The 18,947-nt window shown below is 69.8% G+C and carries 17 protein-coding genes; 8 read left to right on the forward strand and 9 right to left on the reverse strand.

All coding sequences use genetic code 11. The annotated features are described in order from the left end of the window. Positions 1-300 precede the first annotated feature (300 nt). The 8 genes from ACYVDK_RS06320 to ACYVDK_RS06355 form a co-directional block, all read right to left on the reverse strand. Positions 301-2,208 carry a YhgE/Pip family protein gene (locus tag ACYVDK_RS06320; RefSeq protein ID WP_460519561.1) on the reverse strand — a complete coding sequence of 636 codons (1,908 nt, stop codon included), beginning with the start codon at positions 2,206-2,208 and terminating at the stop codon, positions 301-303. After that, complete coding sequence (locus ACYVDK_RS06325) at positions 2,205-2,963, reverse strand: hypothetical protein (protein ID WP_460519564.1); 759 nt, start codon at positions 2,961-2,963, stop codon at positions 2,205-2,207. The genes ACYVDK_RS06320 and ACYVDK_RS06325 overlap by 4 nt, the downstream gene beginning before the upstream one ends. Continuing rightward, positions 2,960-3,772, reverse strand: a complete 813-nt coding sequence (locus tag ACYVDK_RS06330; protein WP_460519567.1) for a TetR/AcrR family transcriptional regulator — start codon at positions 3,770-3,772, stop codon at positions 2,960-2,962. Before ACYVDK_RS06330 ends, ACYVDK_RS06325 begins: the two co-directional genes overlap by 4 nt. 83 nt (positions 3,773-3,855) lie before the next feature. Continuing rightward, entirely contained in the window at positions 3,856-4,506 is a 651-nt protein-coding gene (locus tag ACYVDK_RS06335; RefSeq protein ID WP_460519570.1) for a transcriptional regulator, read from the reverse strand. A 12-nt stretch (positions 4,507-4,518) separates the two neighbouring features. After that, complete coding sequence (locus ACYVDK_RS06340; RefSeq protein WP_460519573.1) at positions 4,519-5,814, reverse strand: sensor histidine kinase; 1,296 nt, start codon at positions 5,812-5,814, stop codon at positions 4,519-4,521. A gap of 26 nt (positions 5,815-5,840) precedes the next feature. Continuing rightward, the gene (locus tag ACYVDK_RS06345; protein ID WP_460519575.1) at positions 5,841-6,665 is read right to left on the reverse strand and encodes a hypothetical protein; all 825 of its coding nucleotides are present in this window, start codon (positions 6,663-6,665) and stop codon (positions 5,841-5,843) included. After that, entirely contained in the window at positions 6,665-7,450 is a 786-nt protein-coding gene (locus ACYVDK_RS06350; protein WP_460519578.1) for an ABC transporter ATP-binding protein, read from the reverse strand. The genes ACYVDK_RS06345 and ACYVDK_RS06350 overlap by 1 nt, the downstream gene beginning before the upstream one ends. Positions 7,451-7,524: 74 nt before the next feature. After that, positions 7,525-8,463, reverse strand: coding sequence for a LysR family transcriptional regulator (locus tag ACYVDK_RS06355; RefSeq protein ID WP_460519581.1), 939 nt, complete (start codon positions 8,461-8,463; stop codon positions 7,525-7,527). Positions 8,464-8,533: 70 nt separating this feature from the next. On the opposite strand from ACYVDK_RS06355, the gene ACYVDK_RS06360 reads away from it, so the two are divergent. The 4 genes from ACYVDK_RS06360 (at position 8,534) to ACYVDK_RS06375 (ending at position 13,601) form a co-directional block, all read left to right on the forward strand. After that, positions 8,534-9,691 carry a YeiH family protein gene (locus ACYVDK_RS06360; RefSeq protein ID WP_460519584.1) on the forward strand — a complete coding sequence of 386 codons (1,158 nt, stop codon included), beginning with the start codon at positions 8,534-8,536 and terminating at the stop codon, positions 9,689-9,691. Between the two features lie 151 nt (positions 9,692-9,842). Next, positions 9,843-10,361 (forward strand): DUF3151 family protein, encoded by a 519-nt coding sequence (locus ACYVDK_RS06365; protein WP_460519587.1) that lies wholly within the window; start codon positions 9,843-9,845, stop codon positions 10,359-10,361. Positions 10,362-11,288: 927 nt separating this feature from the next. Beyond that, positions 11,289-12,593: an adenylosuccinate synthase gene (locus ACYVDK_RS06370; protein ID WP_460519590.1), complete on the forward strand. Its 1,305-nt coding sequence runs from the start codon at positions 11,289-11,291 to the stop codon at positions 12,591-12,593. Between the two features lie 183 nt (positions 12,594-12,776). Further along, on the forward strand, positions 12,777-13,601 hold the full coding sequence (locus ACYVDK_RS06375; RefSeq protein WP_460519592.1) for a phosphatase PAP2 family protein: 825 nt from the start codon (positions 12,777-12,779) through the stop codon (positions 13,599-13,601). Between the two features lie 164 nt (positions 13,602-13,765). Here ACYVDK_RS06375 and ACYVDK_RS06380 read toward each other — a convergent pair whose 3' ends face one another. Then, on the reverse strand, positions 13,766-15,019 hold the full coding sequence (locus ACYVDK_RS06380; protein ID WP_460519595.1) for a citrate synthase family protein: 1,254 nt from the start codon (positions 15,017-15,019) through the stop codon (positions 13,766-13,768). A 94-nt stretch (positions 15,020-15,113) separates the two neighbouring features. On the opposite strand from ACYVDK_RS06380, the gene ACYVDK_RS06385 reads away from it, so the two are divergent. The 4 genes from ACYVDK_RS06385 to ACYVDK_RS06400 all read left to right on the forward strand — a co-directional run bounded on the left by ACYVDK_RS06385 (position 15,114) and on the right by ACYVDK_RS06400 (position 18,883). Further along, entirely contained in the window at positions 15,114-16,613 is a 1,500-nt protein-coding gene (locus ACYVDK_RS06385; protein WP_460519598.1) for a citrate/2-methylcitrate synthase, read from the forward strand. A gap of 386 nt (positions 16,614-16,999) precedes the next feature. Then, on the forward strand, positions 17,000-17,596 hold the full coding sequence (locus ACYVDK_RS06390) for a GrpB family protein (RefSeq protein WP_460519601.1): 597 nt from the start codon (positions 17,000-17,002) through the stop codon (positions 17,594-17,596). Positions 17,597-17,762: 166 nt separating this feature from the next. Then, a complete protein-coding gene (locus ACYVDK_RS06395; protein WP_460519604.1) occupies positions 17,763-18,140 on the forward strand; it encodes a VOC family protein in 378 nt (125 codons plus the stop codon). A 389-nt stretch (positions 18,141-18,529) separates the two neighbouring features. Then, positions 18,530-18,883 (forward strand): VOC family protein, encoded by a 354-nt coding sequence (locus ACYVDK_RS06400; RefSeq protein WP_460519607.1) that lies wholly within the window; start codon positions 18,530-18,532, stop codon positions 18,881-18,883. Positions 18,884-18,947: the final 64 nt, after the last annotated feature.

Below are 18,947 nucleotides of genomic sequence, written 5' to 3' on the forward strand. Positions count from 1 at the left end.
GGCTTGACCGGCGGGGTGGCTTGACCGGCGGGGTGGGGGTTTCGACAAGCTCAACCCACGGTTGGGACTCGATCCGCGGTTCCGGTTCGACGGGCGGCGCCGGTTCGACGGGCGGGGCAGGGGTTTCGACAAGCTCAACCCACAGTTCGGACTCAACCCACAGTTCGGACTCAACCCACAGTTCGGACTCAACCTACGGTTCGGACTCAACCCACAGTTCGGACTCGATCTGCGGGGCGGGTTCGATCCGCGTGGCGGGTTCGGCGGGCGGGCGGACTCGACCGCGGTGCGGACGCGGCGTCAGCCGATCAGGCTCGGCTGCAGGTCACGCAGGGTGCGGTGGTGCGTCATGCGCACCACCCCGAGCGCGGTGATCACGAGCGCGCTCGCCAGCCACACCAGAAGGAACACGGCGTCGCCGCCGGCCAGCGACGCGTTGCCGCCGTACATCGTCTGTCGTATGCCATCGACGGCATATGACATCGGCAGCACGTGGTGCAGCCACGCGAGCGGCCCAGGCAGGGTCTGCCACGGGAACGTGCCGCCCGCCGAGACGAGCTGCAGCACCATGAGCACCAGGCCGAGGAACTGGCCGACGCTGCCCAGCCAGACGTTCAGGGCGAGGATGATCGCGGTGAACGTCACCGATGCCAGCGCCATGATGCCGAACGTCGCTGCCGGGTTGCTCACGCCGAAGTGCAGCGCGCCCGCGACCACGGCGTAGAGCGCCACCATCTGCACGACGCCGAGCAGCGCGGGCGTGAGCCAGCCGGCGAGCGTCACGCGGAACGGCGAACGCAGGGCCGTGATGGCCCGCCGGGACACCGGCTTCACGATCAGGAACAGAGCGTAGATGCCGATCCATGCCGCGAGCGCCATGAAGAACGGCGCCAGCCCGGCCCCGTAGGTGCCCGCGCTCGCCTCCTTCGACTGCGCGAGCTTCACCGGGTCGGCGATCGTGTTCGCCTGAGCCGCGCGTTCGGATGCCGTCGTCTGCGGAATCTGCTGCACACCGGCATCCAGCCCCGACTTCAGCTTCGCCGTTCCGTCGGCGAGCGTGCCGAGCCCGTCGCGCAACGACGACGCGCCTGCGGCAGCCTGCGCCGAACCGTCGGCGAGCTGCGACGCCCCGCCGGCCGCCTGCTGGATGCCCCCGCTCAACGCGGGAGCGGATGCCGCCAGCTGAGACGCTCCCGCCGCGACCTGCTGCGAACCGCTCGCCAGCTGGTCCACTTGCCCGACGGCGGCCTGCACCTGCTGGTTGCCGGTCGTGACCTTGCCGCCGAGCCGATCGAGTTGGGACAGGATCGCATCGGCCTGGCTCTGGTTGATCGCGCCCTGCTGCACCAGAGCCTGCAACTGCCCCTGAACGTCTGCGCGAACGGTGGGAACGGCATCCGCCGCCTGCTGCGACAGTGAACCCGCCTGGTTCGCGTAGCCGGCGAGCTTCGTGTCGCCCGCCGCGACCTGCTGCGCGCCGTCCGCGAGCCGCTGACTCTGCGCCGGCAGATCCGCCGTCTGCGACGCGAGTGTGTTCAGCCCGTCGCGCAGCGACGCGGAACCCGTCGCCAGCTGCGACGTGCCGTCGGCGAGCGTGGCCGCACCGCTGTGCGCTGTCTGCGTTCCGCCCAGCAGCTGGCCGGCGGCATCCGCAGCAGAGGAGAGGTTGGAGCGGATGTCCGACAACGCCAGCAGGAACCGGCCCGCTGCCTCGCGGTTCACCTCCTGCACGATGGATGTCTTGATCGTCTGCGCCGCCTGCTGGCCGATGGTGGAGGCGAGATAGCTGTTCGTGTCGTTGGTGGTGAGCCTCACGGTCGCCATTCCGGGAGCCGTTGTCGAGGCGCTCAGAAGCTGGCGCGAGAAGTCTGCCGGGAGAGTGATCGCGAAGTCGAAGCGCTGGTCGCTCAGTCCCTTCGCGGCGGTCTCAGCGGAGACGACGTGCCACTGGAACGTGCCGTCGTCGACGAGCCGCTGTGCGACCTTGTCGCCATAGTTCACGGCCTTGCCGTCGGTCGTGGCGCCGGTGTCGCTCACGACGATGGCGGCCGGAATCTGGTCGAGCTTCGCATAAGGGTTCTGGTTCGCCCACAGGTAGAGCGCGCCGTAGATCACCGGAACGCACATCAGCGCCAGCAGTGCGATCGTCGCCATGCGGCTGGCGGTGAGGCGGCGCAGCTCGGCCGCGATCATCTGGGGGACTTTCATTCGTCACTCGTTTCGATGTGAGTGTCGTTCTCGATCGCCGGAACGGGGCGGGTGATCACGTCGGGAAGGTCGAACAGCGAGCCCTCGCCCGCGATCGAGGTGTCGGAGTCGTCGCGGGTGGGGTCGTCGTCGGGGTCGGCGTCGCCCCACGGCGCCTCGAGTCGCTCGACGAGTGAGCTCGCGGCGATGGCGGCGGCAGAGGCATCCCCCGCGATGACGAGAACAGCGAAGCCACGGGATGCCACGTCGAGCGCGGTCCGCCACCACGCGTTCGGGTCGCCGCCGTGGCGGTCGGGTGCGGTGAGTACGACGCCTTGCACGCCGTCGCGCAGCAAGGCGAGTTCGACGAGCAGACGGATGCGTACAGCAGGCGGCACCTGTCCGATCGCGTCGCGTGCGTGGTTCGCAGCGCCCAGTGACGTCAGTGTGCGCTTCACGGCGCGCTTGCCCCACGGCCGGCCGGCGAACATCAGCTCCTCGGCGACGACGCCGGCGACGGTCACGTTCGGAGCGGGGTCGCTCACGTCGGGAGCGTCCACGAGGGCGATGGCTCGGCGGATGGCCGCGGTGTCTGCTGCGCCGTCCACCGTGACGGTGCCCGAGCCGGGCTTCATGCGACCGGATGCCAGAAGTCCGAGCACCGTCGGCCGCTGTTCGGTCTCGGCGCGTGCCAGAACCGCCTCGCCGGTGCCGTACGTGAGCGTCACGGTGTCGAGAGCCGGGCGCTTCGACACGGCGTTCAACGTGATCCTCATGACTGGCCCCTTCTGGATGCTCCTCGCATGCCGGCAGTGGCATATGTTGCTTCGACGCGTGTGTTCGATACGGCCTCGTCGGTCGCCGTTTCGGGCGCGGTGGCCGTTCCCGGTGCGACGGCGGGTTCCGGTGCAGGGGGCGAGCCCCCGCGGTAAGCGAGCTCCTGCGTCCCCTCGACGAGGGCATCCGCCTCGCGCCAGCTCAGGCCGGCCACGCTGAGGGCGGTGCGCATGACGAGCGTGTGGCCGGCGCGGGCATCAAGCCCCTCATGCGTCGCCTCGGTGAGAACATCGAGCGCGGCTCCTTCGATGAGACGCGCCAGCGGGTCCGGGTGGATGTCCCGCCGCAGCACGCCGCCCCGCACGCCGCGTCGTACCGTGGCACGCAGCTTCGCTCGCGCGGGCTCCAGCGCCTTTCCGACCAGATCGGTGTAGGGACCGCGCACGGCGAACTCCGCGGTGACCCGCGCGTGCTGAACCTCGCTCCACAGGGTTGCGCCGTAGAGCGCGATCTCGACGCGGGCATCGGGGTGTTCGATGCTCAGAATGGATGATCCGATCCGCTCGGCCCCACGCAGGAGAACCTCGCGAACGAGGTCGTCTCGAGTGGCGAAGTGGCCGTAGACGGCCCGGCGGCTGAGCCCCGCCTCGACCGCGATGGTCTCGAGCGAGGTGTCGATGTCGTGGCTGAGCAGCCTGGCGGCGACCGCCACGAGCGCGGCACGGTTCGTCGCCGCGTCACGCCGGGGTCGGCGAGGAGCTGGGCGCATTGCGACCTCGCTGCGAGAGGGCTCGGGGTGCGGCGGCATGGATCAAGAGTACATTATCCTGCACACGCGTGTGCATATTAGTGGCCCTCCTCGCCTCGTCTGGCCGACGGACCGCCCGCCGGTCAGTGCGCCAGACCGTTCCGGAAGGCCCAGACCACGACTTGCAGCCGGTCCCGCAGCCCGGTCTTCGTCAAGATGCTTGCCACGTGGTACTTCACGGTCGACGGTTCGATGAACAACCGCGCAGCGATCTCCTGGTTGGAAAGCCCCTCGGCGAGCAGCACGACGATCTCGTTCTCGCGGTCCGTGAGCGCCGGCATCCTGGTCGCGACTTCCGCCGGCAGAGGATTCCTGCGACCGAGTTCGGCGATGACCCGGCGGGTGACCTGCTGATCGAGCGTGCCTTCACCGGCGGCGACCGATCGCACGGCGGCGCGCAACGCGTCGGACTCCGCGCCCTTGAGCACAAACCCGGCGGCTCCCGCTTCGAGCGCACCGAAGACGTACTCGTCGAGGTCGAAGGTCGTCACGATGAGCACGGCACTGACGTTGCCCGGTGTGGCGAGAATGGCGCGAGTCGCCTCGATTCCGTTCAGGCCGGGCATCCGGATGTCCATGCATACGACGTCGGGGCGCAGCCGAGCGGCCAGTTCGACGGCTTCGGCCCCGTCGGCAGCCTGCCCGACGATGGTGGTCTCCTCGCCCGCGTCGAGCACGACGGCGAGTCCCGCACGCATGATCTCCTGGTCATCGGCGATCAGAACGCGGATCATCGGGACTTCTCCTCACTCCCGGGCTGCTCGATGGGCAGCACGAGCGTATTGCGCCAGCCGCCGGCGCCTTCCGGGCCCTGTGGTCAGTGTGCCGCCGAGGAGCGCGGCACGCTCCCGCATGCCGGCAAGCCCGTTTCCACCGTGCCGATCACCGACGGCGCCGCCACCTGCATCGTCGCCGGCACTGTCACCTGCGCCCCTCGGTGCGCGGATGCTTCCCGGCGATGAGTGCGGCACTTCCTTCGCATCGGGCAGCGCAGTGTTGGCCACCGCTATGCGGAGCGAACCGGCCGAGTAGTGCAGCTCGACCCGAACATCCGTGCCAGGTGCGTGCCGTGCCGCGTTCGTCAGCGACTCCTGGATCATGCGATACGCGGCGAGCTCGGCGAGCGGGCCGGGGTGCCCGCTCGCCTCGCCGATGATGCTGAGGCGCGCATTGCCGCCCGGAAAGTCGGAGACGAGCCTGCCGATGTCGTCCAGCGAGGGCTGTGGCGAATAGGGGGCGCCGTCGTCCAGCCGCAGCAGTCCGACCGCCTGGCGAATGCTGTCCAGCGCAGTGCGGGTCTCGCGCTCGGAGGTCAGCAGGTAGCGCTCGCTTGCTGATGGGTCGGCTCGAATCAGTGCGCGAGCAGCCTGCGTGCTCACGATGATGCCGGTCAGGTGATGCGCCGCGATGTCGTGCAGCTCGCGGGCCATCGACGCGCGCTGCCGCCGCACCGCGTCGGCGGCGGCGCGCTCGCGCGACTGCTCGGCCAGTTCGGCACGCTCTCTGAGCGCGCGAACGAGACGGCGCCTCGCGGCGACGATCTCCGCGACGGCTGCGGGCACGCCGTACGCGATCACGACACGCGCCACCGCCACCGGCACGATCCATCCGGCGGGGATGAGCCGCTCCGACGACGCGCTGAAGGCCAGAGAACACGCGGCGACGACGGCCGCACCAGCTCCGAGCAGCGAAAGCGCCGAGTACGCCCGGCGGCGGGGGCGCACGGCGACCACCGTGTACGAGGCGATCATCACGGCCAGTGCGCCGGTTCCGATCAGCCCGCCGAACAGAATCAGCAATGCGGCGTCGCACACGCTGACCGCCACCAGAATCATCGTCGGAGCGCGGCGCCTCGTCGTCAGCAGCACGGCCTGAACCATGATCGCCGTTGGCAGGACCCACCGCTCGACGGCCGGGCCGCCCGTGACGATCTCGATGACGAACGTGCAGAGCGCGATGACCGCCACGAGCAGGGCGCCCGGGTCGAGCACGGAGCGCAACACGCTCGACCCCGTGCGCCGTGCAGGCGGCGTCGGCTCCATGGTGCGCCCTCCTCTCGCGTTCAGCCTCACACGTCGCGTCGGTGCAGTGCGAGTCCGGCGAACGTGAGCAGCACGGCAGCCAAGCCTGCGAGCAGGCACAGGGCGGCGATGGGGTCGAGCGGACCGGCTGCCCCGAGCGGCGCCAGCGCCGTCTGGGCGAGGCCCAGCGGCAGCAGCTGCGCCACGAGTGCAGGTGTGCCGAGAATGCCCAGCGTCGCGGATGCCACGGGCTCGATCACGAGCGCGGCGATAGCGATCAGGAAGGCAGCGAGCTGACTGCGCACGAGCATCCCGATCGCAAGCCCGAGAAGCGCCAGCAGCACCACGACTGTCGTGCCGCGCAGGGATGTGCTCAGTGCATCGAGCGGGGAGACCAGCCAGGGCGAGCGGCTGATTCCGAGAGAGCCGGCGAGTATCGCGAAGTCGACCACGACCATGCCGACGGAGAGCAGTGCCGCCGCGATCGCCGTTGCGGCCGTCTTCGCCAGCAGCACGGGAATCCGCCTCGGTCGCGCAGCGATGGTCATGACCATGCCGCCGAACCGGTAGTCGGTGGTGGCCACGAGCAGCCCGAGCGCCACGATGCCGATGATGGCGACACCGATCGAACCGCTGCCGTTCCCGCCGAGCACATTCAGGGATGAATACTGGAACGATGCGGACTGAAGGCTCATCGCGCTCAGCTCGCGCGCCGCTTGCCCCCCGTCCCCGAGCGAGATCGTGCCGTGGGCGATCGCCGGGAGCAGGGTCACGAAGATCAGCTGGGTGAGCAGTAGGCCTCCGAGTGCGACGGCGAAGGCGACTTTCGTCGAGCCGATCGTCGTGAGCTTGATCATCTCTGCGCGAAGCATCAGCGCACCTCCTCTGCGGACCGGGTGATGTCGAGGTAGAACGATTCGAGGCTGCCGTCGTGGCGCGAGGTCAGATGCTGCAGCGTCCCGCTCGCCAGCACCCGGCCATGCGCGATCACGATGACGTCGTCGCACACCTTGGCCACCTCGGCCAACCCGTGCGACGAGACCAGGGCGGTGCCTCCGCGGTCCGCGAACTTCCGCAACCACTCGCGCAGCCAGTGCACGCCGCCAGGATCCAGCCCGTTCGCGGGCTCGTCGAGCACGAGCACTCCCGGCTCGCCGACGAGCGCCGAAGCCAGGGCGAGACGCTGCCGCATGCCGAGCGAGTAACCCGAGATGCGGCGATCGGCGGCCTGAGCCATGCCGGTCTCGTGCAGCACGGCCTCGACCCGGTCGGCGGAGACACCGGCGAGAGCGGAGGCGATGCGCAGGTGCTGACGCCCCGTGCGGGAAGGATGCAGTCCGCTCGCGTCGAGCATCGCGCCGACGGTTCGCGACGGAGACGGGAGCTGCTGGAACGGTACGCCGGCGATCGTCGAAGATCCCGCATCCGGTTGCACGAGCCCGAGGAGCATGCGCATCGTCGTGGTCTTGCCGGCGCCGTTGGGTCCCAGCAGGCCCACGATCCGTCCTGGTTCGACCCGGAAGGTGACGTCGGCCACGGCCGGCTCCCTGCCGAACGACTTGCGCAGCGCGTTCGCCTCGATCGCCGCCGACGTCGCGGTTGGGCCCCCGAGGCCCGGGATGTGTGGTGCAGTTCGTTCTTTCGTGTCTGTGGTCATGCATCCAGCGTCGCGAGACACCAGGGCGTGCGCCTCCGCCGTGCGGCCAGTGCCGCCCCGCCTCATGGCGAGGCTTACGGCGCGGCGTGGCGCCGGGCGATGGCGACCAGATCGGCCGCAGCGGGGTGGAGCGACGCGGCATCGGTCCACACGGCGTGCAGCGTGCGCACCAGCTCGAGACCCGAGATGGGCACGGCCACGAGCTCGCCGCCGCGCACTGCCGCGCCCACGGCCAGTTCACTGAGCACCGCAGGGCCGGCCCCGCTCGCCACGGCGACACGCACCGCGGCGTTGCTCGAAAGCTCCAGAATCGGATCCGCTCGCCGGTACCCGACCAGCGCTTCATCGAGTGTCGTGCGTGTTCCCGACCCCGGCTCGCGCACCACGAGCGGTGTCGACGCGAGCTCCGCCGCGCCGAGAGGCCGTCGGCGCCGCGCCCACGCATGCTCCGGCGAGACCACGACCACAAGTCGATCGTGCGACACCGCCGAGCGGCGCAGCGAGTGCGGAACGCCCGGCGACTCCACGAATCCGACCGCAGCCCTGCCCGATGCCACCAGATCGAACACCTCGCTGGAGTTGTTCACGAGCAGTGCGACGTCGAGGTCCGCATGCTCACGCCTCAGCCGCGTGAGCCACAGCGGTATCAGGTATTCGGCCACGGTGAGGCTCGCAGCCACCGTGAGGTGCGAATTCCGGTCGCGGCGCAGGGCCGCGATCGCGGTGTGCAGCTCGCGTGCTGCGCCGAGCACGGCACTCGCCCAATCGACCACGACGTCGCCGTCGGGGGTGAGACGCGATCCACGCGTCGATCGCTCCAGCAGCCGTACGCCGAGGCTCCTCTCCCAGGCGGCGAGGGCTCTGGATGCGTTGGGCTGCGCCATGCCGACGGCCCGCGCGCCTGCGCTCAGGCTTCCGTGTTCGGAGACCGCGACGAGGAGCTCGAGCACGGAAAGGTCCGGCCAGCGGTCGCTGCGCCGCGCATCCGCTCCGGCAGAGCTGGAATCAGCCATATCCAAATGATATGTCGCTATGTCGAATCGGCGGCTACCGCCGCGCGGCGCGGGATTCCAGGCTGGAACGGTGACCAGCACCGCACCCGTCCCCGTTCCCGCCGAGGCCGACCCCGGGACCGGGTCCGCGACCGGCCCCGGAGTCGACGGCGATATCGAGGCCGATGCCACGACCGGCATCGGAACCCCCACCGAGGCCGAGGCGCGATCGAGCCGCTCGAGCTGGTCGGCAGTCGCCCTCTGGCACGGAACCCTGCGGGTGGCGCCGGGCCTTGCGGTGTGCGCGGTGGCGGTAGCGATCGCGCTCGTCGTGGCATCCGTCATTCCTGTGCTGAGTGCCACGCTCACCGCGATCGTGCTGGGCGTGCTCGTACGCAACACCCTTCCCGTGCCGTCGGTGCTGGAGGCCGGGCTCGTTTTCGCGGCGAAGAAGCTGCTGCGGCTGGGCATCGTGCTGCTCGGTCTGCAGCTGATGCTCGGCGACGTGCTCGGCCTCGGGTGGGGCGTCATCCTGATCGTGGTCGCCGTCGTCGGCATCGGATTCTCCGGAACGCTTGTGATGGGGCGCTGGCTCGGTGTTCCTTACACGCAGCGGCTGCTCATCGCCGGCGGATTCTCCATCTGCGGCGCCTCAGCGGTCGCCGCGGTCGACGGCGTCATCCAGACCGAGAAGAACGAAGACGTCGTCGCAGCGATCGCGCTGGCCACGGTGTTCGGAACGCTGATGATCCCGTTCATCCCGTTCGCCAGTTCCCTGCTCGGGCTGACAAGTCGTGAGGCCGGCATCTGGGCCGGCGCCTCGACTCACGAGGTGGCGGGCGTCGTGGCCATCGGCGGCATCCTCGGCGGCGGCGCGCTGGCCGTGGCCGTGGTCGTGAAGCTCGCGCGGGTGCTGCTCCTTGCGCCCGTGATGGCCGTCGTCGGCGTCGCTCACCGGCGCCGCACCGGAGCGGATGCCTCCGGCAAGCGGCCGCCGATCGTTCCGCTCTTCGTGCTGCTGTTCGTCGCGATGGTGGTGCTCCGTTCGGTGGGTGTGGTGCCCGAACCGGTGCTCGATGTCGCGAAGACGACGCAGGGCGCGGTGCTGGCCGCTGCCATGTTCGCGCTGGGTGCCGGGGTGAACATCCGCAAGCTCGTCAAGGTGGGAGGGCGTCCGCTGCTGCTGGCGCTGCTCGCGACGATCCTGGTGACCGGCATCGGGCTCGCCGGGGTGCTCATCCTGCGCTGAGCCGAGCCCTGCATGGGCGAGCCGACCCGCGGTACGCCTCCGGTCCCGAATTCGCCGCGCAGGCTCCCGCGGCTACGCCGCTGAGAGGCTCAATCGGGCTCGGCAGGCGAGCGAGCGTCGCCGGGCCCGCAATCGCCTCTAGCATTGCCGTATGACCGCCGATGCATCGCACGAGCAGCCGCAGGGCCAGCCGCACGAGCGGAGTGAGATCCGTCTCGCCGCCGATCGGAACGTGGTCATCGAGCTGCTCGATGCAGGCGGTGAGCCGCAAGTTCTGCGGCTTGTCGTGGCGCGGTACCCGCGCTCGCCGTTGGCGTGGGCGAAGCTCGCCGAGGCGACCTTCCACCCGGATGCCGCGCTCGATTCGTACGCCTACGCCCGTGTGGGCTACTACCGGGCGCTTGAGGTGCTGGAGGCGGCAGGCTGGGACGGCACAGGCTCGATCCTGTGGTCCCACGAGCCGAACCGCGGTGTTCTGCGTGCCTTCTATGCCCTGCGACGAGCAGCGGATGCCATCCGCGAGCACGACGAGGCCGCCCGCCTCGACGAGCTGCTCACCCGGTGCGACCCCACGGCCTCCGCCGAGATCGAGGCATCGCGCACGGCGCCCATCCCGGTGCAGAACCCGGCCCCGCCGACCGAGTCGATCGTCATTCGCGGCGAAGACTGACCGCCGACGGCCCGTGCCGCCGACGACGCGCCCTGCATGCCCGGGGCCCCGTGCCGCGGGTGCGTACCCGTGAGCGGGGGCCCGTGCTGCAGGTGCGGGTCCGTGAACTGTGGGGCCTCGTGCTGCAGGTGTTGGCCCGTGACCGTGCCGTGACCGTGCACGGAGACCGTGCCGCAGGTGCTGGCACGTGAACGGCTGCGGCACCGGCGGCACCCCCCCCGTTCGGGGCGGATCGCGCGTTCTGCGTCATGATCCGGCCGCAACCGGCTCTCCTCTGTGTGGCGGTACCCGAACCGCTACCACCCGCCGCCCCGAGCGCGGCCACGCATCGCACATGGTGCAGCGAGACCCGACTCGTGGCGCCGTGCGACCCATCCCTGGAGTATCACCGTGCCGCTTACCCCCGCGTTCTGTGTGCGTCGCGCTCAGAACGACACGGTGCGCGCATCCAGGATGCTCGCCGATGCGCAGCGCCGAGCGACCGGGTGACCAGCAGGGCGACCATGCTCGCCCGCACGAGCGCACCGGGGGCCGACCCGAACGGCTCCCGGTGCTTGCTCCCAGGGCCTTCCTGAAGTCGGACTCCGTGCCGCAGAACGTGCGGGTTCGACGCGGCCCGACCCGCAGTTTCCGTGACATGCCGACAAGCACGTGTCTCAGAACCGGTCACCCCGATACCGGAGACCCAGCGTCATGTGAGACATGTCCGGACGGGGGAACGCCGGTGCCTGCTCGGCCATTCCGCCGGTCTCCGATACCCTGGACAGCGCGCTGCAGCTGAAGGCGGAGGCCATTCCCGGCCGCCGCCGCGGCGCCCCCAACGCCCGGCCGCCCGGTCCGCTTCGCGGCTCGTTCCGGAACCGGCGATCGGGGTCCAGCGCCGGTGGCCGTCTCGACTGCCGGTCCGGAAGGAACAAGGGGAGTGCCATGCCCGCAACAGTCATCGTCGGTGCCCAATGGGGCGACGAGGGTAAAGGCAAGGCGACCGACCTTCTGGGCGGCCGCATCGACTACGTCGTCAAGTTCAACGGCGGCAACAACGCGGGCCACACGGTCGTGATCGGCGACGAGAAGTACGCGCTGCACCTGCTGCCCTCCGGCATCCTGACCGAGGGTGTCACGCCCGTGATCGGCAACGGCGTCGTCGTCGATCTCGAGGTGCTGTGCGAGGAACTCGACGGTCTCATCGCCCGCGGCGTCGACGTCTCGCGGCTCGTCATCTCGTCGAACGCGCACATCATCACTCAGTACCACCGCACGATGGACAAGGTGACCGAGCGCTTTCTCGGCAAGCGCCAGATCGGCACGACGGGCCGCGGTATCGGGCCGACGTACGCCGACAAGATCAACCGGGTGGGCATCCGCATTCAGGATCTCTTCGACGAGGGCATCCTGCGGCAGAAGGTCGAGGGTGCGCTCGACCAGAAGAATCACCTGCTGGTCAAGGTCTACAACCGGCGCGCGATCTCGGTCGACGAGGTCGTGGCCGACCTGCTGTCGTATGCGGAGCGCATTGCTCCGATGGTGGCCGACACATCGTTGCTGCTGAACCGGGCACTCGATGAGGGCAAGCAGGTGCTGTTCGAGGCCGGGCAGGCCACGATGCTGGATGTCGACCATGGCACATACCCGTTCGTCACCTCCTCGTCATCGACGGCCGGTGGTGCCGCTACGGGTTCCGGCGTGGGCCCCGGCCGCATCGACCGCGTGATCGCGATCGTCAAGGCGTACACGACGCGGGTCGGCGCAGGACCGTTCCCCACCGAGCTCGACGATGACATGGGCGAGTGGCTGCGGCAGCGCGGCGCGGAGTTCGGTACGACGACCGGGCGCCCCCGGCGCACGGGCTGGTACGACGCCCCGATCGCCCGCTATGCCACCCGAGTGAACGGCGTCACCGACTTCGTGCTGACCAAGCTCGACACGCTGACCGGGCTGGAGCGCATACCTGTGTGCGTCGCGTACGACGTCGACGGCGTGCGCCACGACGAGGTGCCTGCTTCGCAGAGCGACTTCCACCATGCCGTGCCGATCTACGAGGAGTTCCCGGGCTGGAGCGAAGACATCCAGAGCGTGCGCTCCTTCGAGGATCTGCCCGAGGCCGCCCAGCGGTATGTGCTGGCGCTCGAGCGGATGTCGGGGGCCAGGTTCTCGGCGATCGGCGTCGGTCCCGCGCGCGACGCCATCGTCGTGCGCCATGACTTGCTGGAGCCCGTGGCCGCCGCCGGTTGAGCTCGTCGAAGCCGAGCCCGAAACACCCGGTCGGTCCCCCGCCCACTCGCGTTCCAGCGGAGGTCGGATCGCAAGGCCGATGCGTCGCGGATCAGGTAACGGCGTGGCGTGCGAATCCCTGCAGGAGCGCCGCCACAAAAGTGCTCCCAGGAACGAGCCGGATCGCGATGTGAGGATTGTGCAGTGGTGAATCCGAGACTGCGCGCCTGGCCGTTCTTCGTGGCCGCGCTCGGCCTGCTGGCCGGATTCATCGCGGTCTACATCTTCTTCGTGCGCACCTATGCCGGGCAGATCGTCGACGAGCGCGCCTTCAACGGTGCGTACAGCCAGCACGACGCGGTCGCCACGTTCTCCGAGCACTTCCTCGATGTGGTGCCGCTGATCGCCTTCGGCGTCGGCATCGTGCTCACGCTCGCCATCGGCGTGGTCACTCGCCGATGGCGTCAGCTGATCGCGGGTCTTGTGGTCGCCGGTGTCGCCTGCGTGCTCGCGGAGCTGTCGAAGTACGTGTTCCTGACCAGGCCCGAAACCGGGGCGACGGACCCGTTCGGCAACTCATTCCCTTCGGGGCATACGACAGTGGCTGCGGCAGCAGCGTTCGCCGTCTTCCTGGTGACCGCACCCCGCTGGCGACCCGTCGCGGCTCTGGGCGGGGGCGCGTTCGCGGTGCTCACGGGCATCCTCGCGCTCGTCAGCCAGTGGCATCGGCCCAGCGATGTGGTGGCCGGCCTCATTCTGGTGGCCATCTGCGGATGCCTCGGCACCGGCGTTCTCGCACTACTCGGACTGCCTGCGGCGGGTCAGGCATCCGCATCGCTGGGGTGGCTGTGGTGGATCGCCGCGATCGCCACCGTGGTCTCGCTGATCGCGTTCGTGCTGATCTACGCCACGGTTTCGGACCACGGCCGACACCTGGAGATCGCGTACGTCGGGGGTGTCGCTGCGGTGCTCGCGGTCGGCGCGGGATTCACAGCAGCAGGGAGCCGGCTGTTCCGAACCGTCGGCTAGGTCCGACCTCCACACGACGTCGCGCTGCCGCCCGGTCGTCCGTAGATCGAACGATCCGCCGGAAGTCGCACGATCGGCCGGATGAGAACCCCTTTGGCATCCGGCGCACCGTGCGATTTCCGGCCGATCGTGGGTCTTCCGCAATCGCTGAGCGGATGGAACGACTACCAGGCGTCGGTGCTCGGCACGTACCGCGATGACGGCCGGATGATCTTCGGGTCGCGTGCCTGCTCCAGAACGTGAGCGGTCCAGCCGACGATGCGCGCCACGGCGAACGTGGGCGTGAACATCTCGCGCGGAATGCCGCACTGCTCCATCACGACGGCGGCGTAGAACTCCACGTTCGTGTGCAGCTGGCGGCCGGGCTTGTATTCGGCGAGCAGCTTCTCGGCGATGCGCTCGTATTCGACGGCAAGCTCGACGCGGGATCCGCCGAACTCGAGGGCCACCTCCCTCAGCAACCGGGATCGCGGGTCGGCCGTGCGATACACCGCGTGGCCGAAACCCATGAGCCTGCGACCGGCCGACAATTCGTGGCGCAGATACCGCTCGATGGCGGCACTGTCGACCCCTGATCGATCGGCGGCGACGGCATCCAGAGCGTCCAGGGCGCGACTCGGTGCGCCGCCGTGCAGAGGTCCGGAGAGCGCGCCGAGCGCGCCGGCGATGCACGATGCCATGTCGGCCCCGGTCGATGCGATCACCCTCGCCGTGAAGGTCGACGCGTTGAAGCCGTGGTCGAGTGTGGCGATGAGGTAGGCGCTCAGGGCGCGGATGGCGCGCACGTCGGGTTCTCGGCCGGTGACGCGGAACAGGTAGTCCCCGACGACGCCGGCCCCCGACGGGACGCTTGGCCAAGGGTCGGTGCCCCCACAGGCGCGATGGAAGGCGGCGAGGATGCCAGGGGCCACGGCGCACACCGCGAGCGCCTCCTCCACGCGGGCCGCATCATCCAGGTCGTACAGGGGCCCGGCTCCACGCGCCGCGGCCACAACGGGCAGGGCCGCCTGCAGTCCGCAGAGCGGGTCGAGGGCATGCAAGGGGGCGACGCCCTCGGTGTCGGATGCGGACCCCCGCCGGACGGAGAGGGCCGAGGCGTGCGTGACGAACTCGCGCACCTCCCGGGGCGCGACTCGCAGCGCGGCGATGTGCCGGCAGAACTCGGCGTCGGTGTGCCGGTCGGGCAGCGACCCCAGCACGAGCAGTTGCCAGGCGTGCTCGAAACGGCCGGCGCGGGCAAGCTCGATCGCGTCGTGCCCCCGGTAGTGGTAACGACCCTCCTCGCCGAGCACGTCGCCGATGGATGTCTGGGCGACGACCACACCGGCGAGGCCCCTCGGCACTTCGACAGCCGGTGCAGGGTGCGCGTTGGTGGCGCGTGCCGGGTGCGCGTTTGCGGCGTTGGCTGTGATCGACATGGCGGCCTCCCCGGCGACGTACTCAGCCGGACGATTTCAGAGTGCAGCTTGATCAGGCATCCGTCAACGTTGATCCGATCAATATGATGACGGTATGGATGCCGAGATGCCGCGTCTGACCGCCGCCCAGACCGCCGCCCGGCTCGGTGTGCAGTCGCAGACGCTGTACGCGTACGTGTCGCGTGGGCTGCTTGCGCGGGAACGTGGCGCTCACGGGTCGACCTTCGACGCGCTCGAGGTCGAGCGGTTCGCGAGTTCACGGCGGCGCGGCGGTCGCAGTGCCTGGGCCGACCGGGGTGCGGACGCCGGGGCGTCCGGGTCGCCGCTGATGGTGCTCGACACCGATATCGCGCTGATCGAAGACGGGGAGCTGTACCTGCGGGGTGTGCCTGCCGCTCAGCTGGCGCTGGAATACCCGTACGAATCCGTGGCGCGCTGGCTGTGGGGCGGGCCGTTCGATGCATCCGCACCACCACGGGCGCCGTCCGGCCTTGGAGTCGTATCAGCGCCCGCCCCGGCATCTGCTCCGGAGTCTGCTCCGGACGAAGACGCCGTCGTGTCCGTCCGGGCCGCAACCACTCAGGCGTTCACGGGGGACGAAGACGCCGTCGCCTCCGCCCGTGGAGCCGTCGCGTCACTCGGCTCGGGGGCGACGCTGCTGGACCTCATCCAGGTCGCCGTGCCCGTGCTGGCCGCCGCCGACCCCACACGCCACGACCTGAATCCGGATGCTGTGTGCGCCGCCGCCGCGCGCCTGATCGGCGGTGTGGTGGCGACGCTCGACCCCGCCTTGCACCCGACTCCACCCGTAACGACGACGGACGCAATAGTCATCGAGAAGGCGAAAAGCGCGCTCGTCGACACGGAGCAGCTGCATTTCGTGACTTCTCGAGCTGCGGATGCCAGGGTCGAATCGCAGGGCGGCATCGCGCGCCAACTGTGGCGCGGGCTCTCGGGTCGCGCTGGTGACACTGCCGAGGTGCGCGCACTGGGCGCCGCACTCGTGCTGCTCATCGACCACGACCTCGCCGTGTCCACCCTCGCGGCGCGGGCGGCGGCCTCCGCCCGGGCGACGCCGTATGCCGTGGTGTCGAGCGGCCTCGGCGCACTGGACTCGGCCCTGCACGGCAACGCGAGCGGAGCGGCGTGCGAACTGATCCGTCTCGTGCTCGACGGGGCGGATCCCCGCACCGCCCTCGCGCAGACCGTCGCACGCACCGCTCGCCCGGCGCCGGGCTTCGGGCATGCCCTCTACCCGGGGATCGACGCGCGTGCGGGCATCCTGCTGCCACTCGTCGCGGAGCTGCCGGACGGATGCGCCGTGGTCGTAGCCGTGGACCGGCTCTCCGCGGAGGTCTTGTCGCGCACGGGCAGGCATCCGAATGTCGACCTGGCGCTCGCCGCGCTCACCATCGCGGCCGGGATGCCGACGGATGCCGGCGCGGCCATCTTCGCGATCGGCCGCATGGCCGGCTGGATCGCGCACGCCATCGACGAGTACGGGCAGCGGCCGCTGAGACTGCGTCCGCGCGGGCGATACGTGGGTCCGGATGCCGGCACGCCGGCGAATGCACGGTCGCCGGCGGTCGAATAGCCGTCGCCGCGCCATCCTCATCGTGCGGCCCGTGTGCACCCTCGTCGTGGGACCCGTTGTGCATCCTCATCGTGCGGCAAGTTGTGCATCGCGGCTGTGCGGCAAATCGGAGACACGCCGAACCACCCCGCCCGAATCAGCCATTCGGGATTGTTGCGGCGGCATGCCTCCGAATTCCTGCACAGCCGCAGGGCCGCGCAGCCGCGGGTCGCACAGCCGCGGGCCGCACAGCCGCGGGCCGCGCACCCGCGGGCCGCCGGCGAGCAGGGCCGCGCACTCGCCGTGCACAGGATGCCGGCCATGGTGCCGGAGAGGTCGCGTGGGCAGCGGCATCGGGATCGAGTGCCGGCGAACGACATGCCAGAGCACGCGTCTAGCGTGGTCACGTGACGTCGACACCGAATCCGGCCGCGCTGTCGGACTACGACCCGCAGTGGCCGCGTAGGGCGGAGCGCCTGCTCGCGGGCATCCGCGAGGCACTGCGTGAGCTGCCGGGCGCGAGTGACGCCGGGTACGACCACATCGGATCGACATCTGTTCCGGGCCTGGCGGCGAAGCCTTTCATCGACCTGCAGGTGCGGATGCTGCCCCTTCCGTCGGACGCCGTGCTCGTCGAAAGGCTGCGCCCGCCCGGCTACAGAAGAGCGCAGGGATCGCGTCCCGATTCTCCGGGCGTCGATCGAGACATCCCGCGCGGACGCCGTGCTGTCGATGACGACGTCTGGGTGAAGTCGCTCTTCGTGCACGACGCCGGCGTCATCGTGCATCTACGACGTTCCGACTCGCCCTGGGGTGAGTACACGGTCTGGTTCCGGGACTGGCTGCGCGCGCATCCGCGGGAGCGAGAGCGGTACGAACAGTTCAAGCGACGACTGAGCGCGCAGAACGCGGGAAAGCCGGACTACGACGACTACACCCGGGCGAAGACCGCGTTCTTCGACGAGGCGCAGGAGCGATTCGAGGAGTGGGCGCTCTCTCGTTGAGTTCGCGACGTCCGCCGCGCTGCTCGACAGACTGCTGAAGTGAGCAACGGCACCGCTCGGGTCCACGGTCCGACCAGGTCGACGTCGAAAATCCTGTCCATCGCACGGCATCCGGATCGTCATGAAGATGAAGCCGCCGATCGCGCGGCGCAACGAAGGAGTCGTCATGAGCACCGCCACCCACATCACCGGCGTTCGCACGGTGAGCATCCCCGTCGACGATCAGGATGCCGCGCTGCACTTCTACGTCGGTACTCTCGATTTCACCGTGCTTCGTGACATGCCGACACCGAATGGTGGGCGCTGGATCGAGCTCACCCCAGTGGAGAGCAGCGTCATCGTCACGCTGGAGCCCGCCCGATCGGATGTCACACGCGGCGCCATCGGCATCCGCTTCACAACGGACGACATCGCGGCAGCTCATTCCGCGCTCGTCGGCCGCGGCGTCGATGCAGACGAGATTCTCCGCTGGCCCGGAGTTCCGGCCATGTTCGCCTTCCGCGACCCCGACGGCAACGCGTTCTCGATCACCGAACTCTCGTGAGCCGCAGTCCGCATCGCACGATCGGCCGCACGATCGGCCGGAATTCGCTCGATGCGCCGGATGCTCAGCATCGGGGTTTCCGGCCGATCGTGCGCTTTCCGGCCGAGCGCGCGCTGGCCGGCCGAGCGTGCGCTGGCGCGCGGAGCGTGCGCTGGCCCACCGGGCGTGCGATGGCCGCCGGGCGCTCCTGGTCCGGCCGAGCGCGCGCTGGCCGGCCGAGCGTGCGCTGGCGCGCGGAGCGTGCGCTGGCCCACCGGGCGTGCGATGGCCGCCGGGCGCTCCTGGTCCGGCCGAGCGTGCGACTCCCGGCCGATCGTGGATGGCGCAACGGGATAGCCTCTCGATGAGCCGTCGCCTCTCGCGTTTCCCGGCGTCCCTATGCTCGTGGGATGGCTCTGGCATGGGAACAGGTGATCGTGCACTCGATCGATCCGGTCGCGCTCGGCACGTGGTGGGCGGAGGCCCTCGGATGGACCGTCGTGTACTCCGACGACGACGAGTTCGAGATTCGGCCCGAACGTGACCGGCTGCCGGCGCTCGACTTCGTGCGGGTCGCCGAGCCCAAGCAGGGCAAGAGTCGGCTCCACCTCGACTTCAGGCCGGACGACCAGGACGCGGAGGTCGCACGCCTGCTCGCGCACGGCGCTCAGCGGGCCGACATCGGCCAGGGAGAGCAGACCTGGGTCGTGCTCGCCGACCCGGAGGGCAACGAATTCTGCGTGCTCGCTGCGCGCGTCAGCTGACCCTTCTATGGCTGTTGTCAAGGCGTGATGGTGATGTTTGTGGCGAGGGTTCGGTAGATCTGTC

This window comes from Humibacter antri, assembly GCF_054777235.1.

What these genes read in the sequence shown, in the direction of transcription:
- ACYVDK_RS06395 (WP_460519604.1), top strand. Translation starts at nt 17,763, where the DNA reads ATGAGCACCGCCACCCACATCACCGGCGTTCGCACGGTGAGCATCCCC.
- ACYVDK_RS06340 (WP_460519573.1), bottom strand. Translation starts at nt 5,814, where the DNA reads ATGGAGCCGACGCCGCCTGCACGGCGCACGGGGTCGAGCGTGTTGCGC.
- ACYVDK_RS06380 (WP_460519595.1), bottom strand. Translation starts at nt 15,019, where the DNA reads ATGTCGATCACAGCCAACGCCGCAAACGCGCACCCGGCACGCGCCACC.
- ACYVDK_RS06385 (WP_460519598.1), top strand. Translation starts at nt 15,114, where the DNA reads ATGGATGCCGAGATGCCGCGTCTGACCGCCGCCCAGACCGCCGCCCGG.
- ACYVDK_RS06335 (WP_460519570.1), bottom strand. Translation starts at nt 4,506, where the DNA reads ATGATCCGCGTTCTGATCGCCGATGACCAGGAGATCATGCGTGCGGGA.
- ACYVDK_RS06400 (WP_460519607.1), top strand. Translation starts at nt 18,530, where the DNA reads ATGGCTCTGGCATGGGAACAGGTGATCGTGCACTCGATCGATCCGGTC.
- ACYVDK_RS06365 (WP_460519587.1), top strand. Translation starts at nt 9,843, where the DNA reads ATGACCGCCGATGCATCGCACGAGCAGCCGCAGGGCCAGCCGCACGAG.
- ACYVDK_RS06370 (WP_460519590.1), top strand. Translation starts at nt 11,289, where the DNA reads ATGCCCGCAACAGTCATCGTCGGTGCCCAATGGGGCGACGAGGGTAAA.
- ACYVDK_RS06345 (WP_460519575.1), bottom strand. Translation starts at nt 6,665, where the DNA reads ATGCTTCGCGCAGAGATGATCAAGCTCACGACGATCGGCTCGACGAAA.
- ACYVDK_RS06325 (WP_460519564.1), bottom strand. Translation starts at nt 2,963, where the DNA reads ATGAGGATCACGTTGAACGCCGTGTCGAAGCGCCCGGCTCTCGACACC.
- ACYVDK_RS06320 (WP_460519561.1), bottom strand. Translation starts at nt 2,208, where the DNA reads ATGAAAGTCCCCCAGATGATCGCGGCCGAGCTGCGCCGCCTCACCGCC.
- ACYVDK_RS06330 (WP_460519567.1), bottom strand. Translation starts at nt 3,772, where the DNA reads ATGCCGCCGCACCCCGAGCCCTCTCGCAGCGAGGTCGCAATGCGCCCA.
- ACYVDK_RS06355 (WP_460519581.1), bottom strand. Translation starts at nt 8,463, where the DNA reads ATGGCTGATTCCAGCTCTGCCGGAGCGGATGCGCGGCGCAGCGACCGC.
- ACYVDK_RS06350 (WP_460519578.1), bottom strand. Translation starts at nt 7,450, where the DNA reads ATGACCACAGACACGAAAGAACGAACTGCACCACACATCCCGGGCCTC.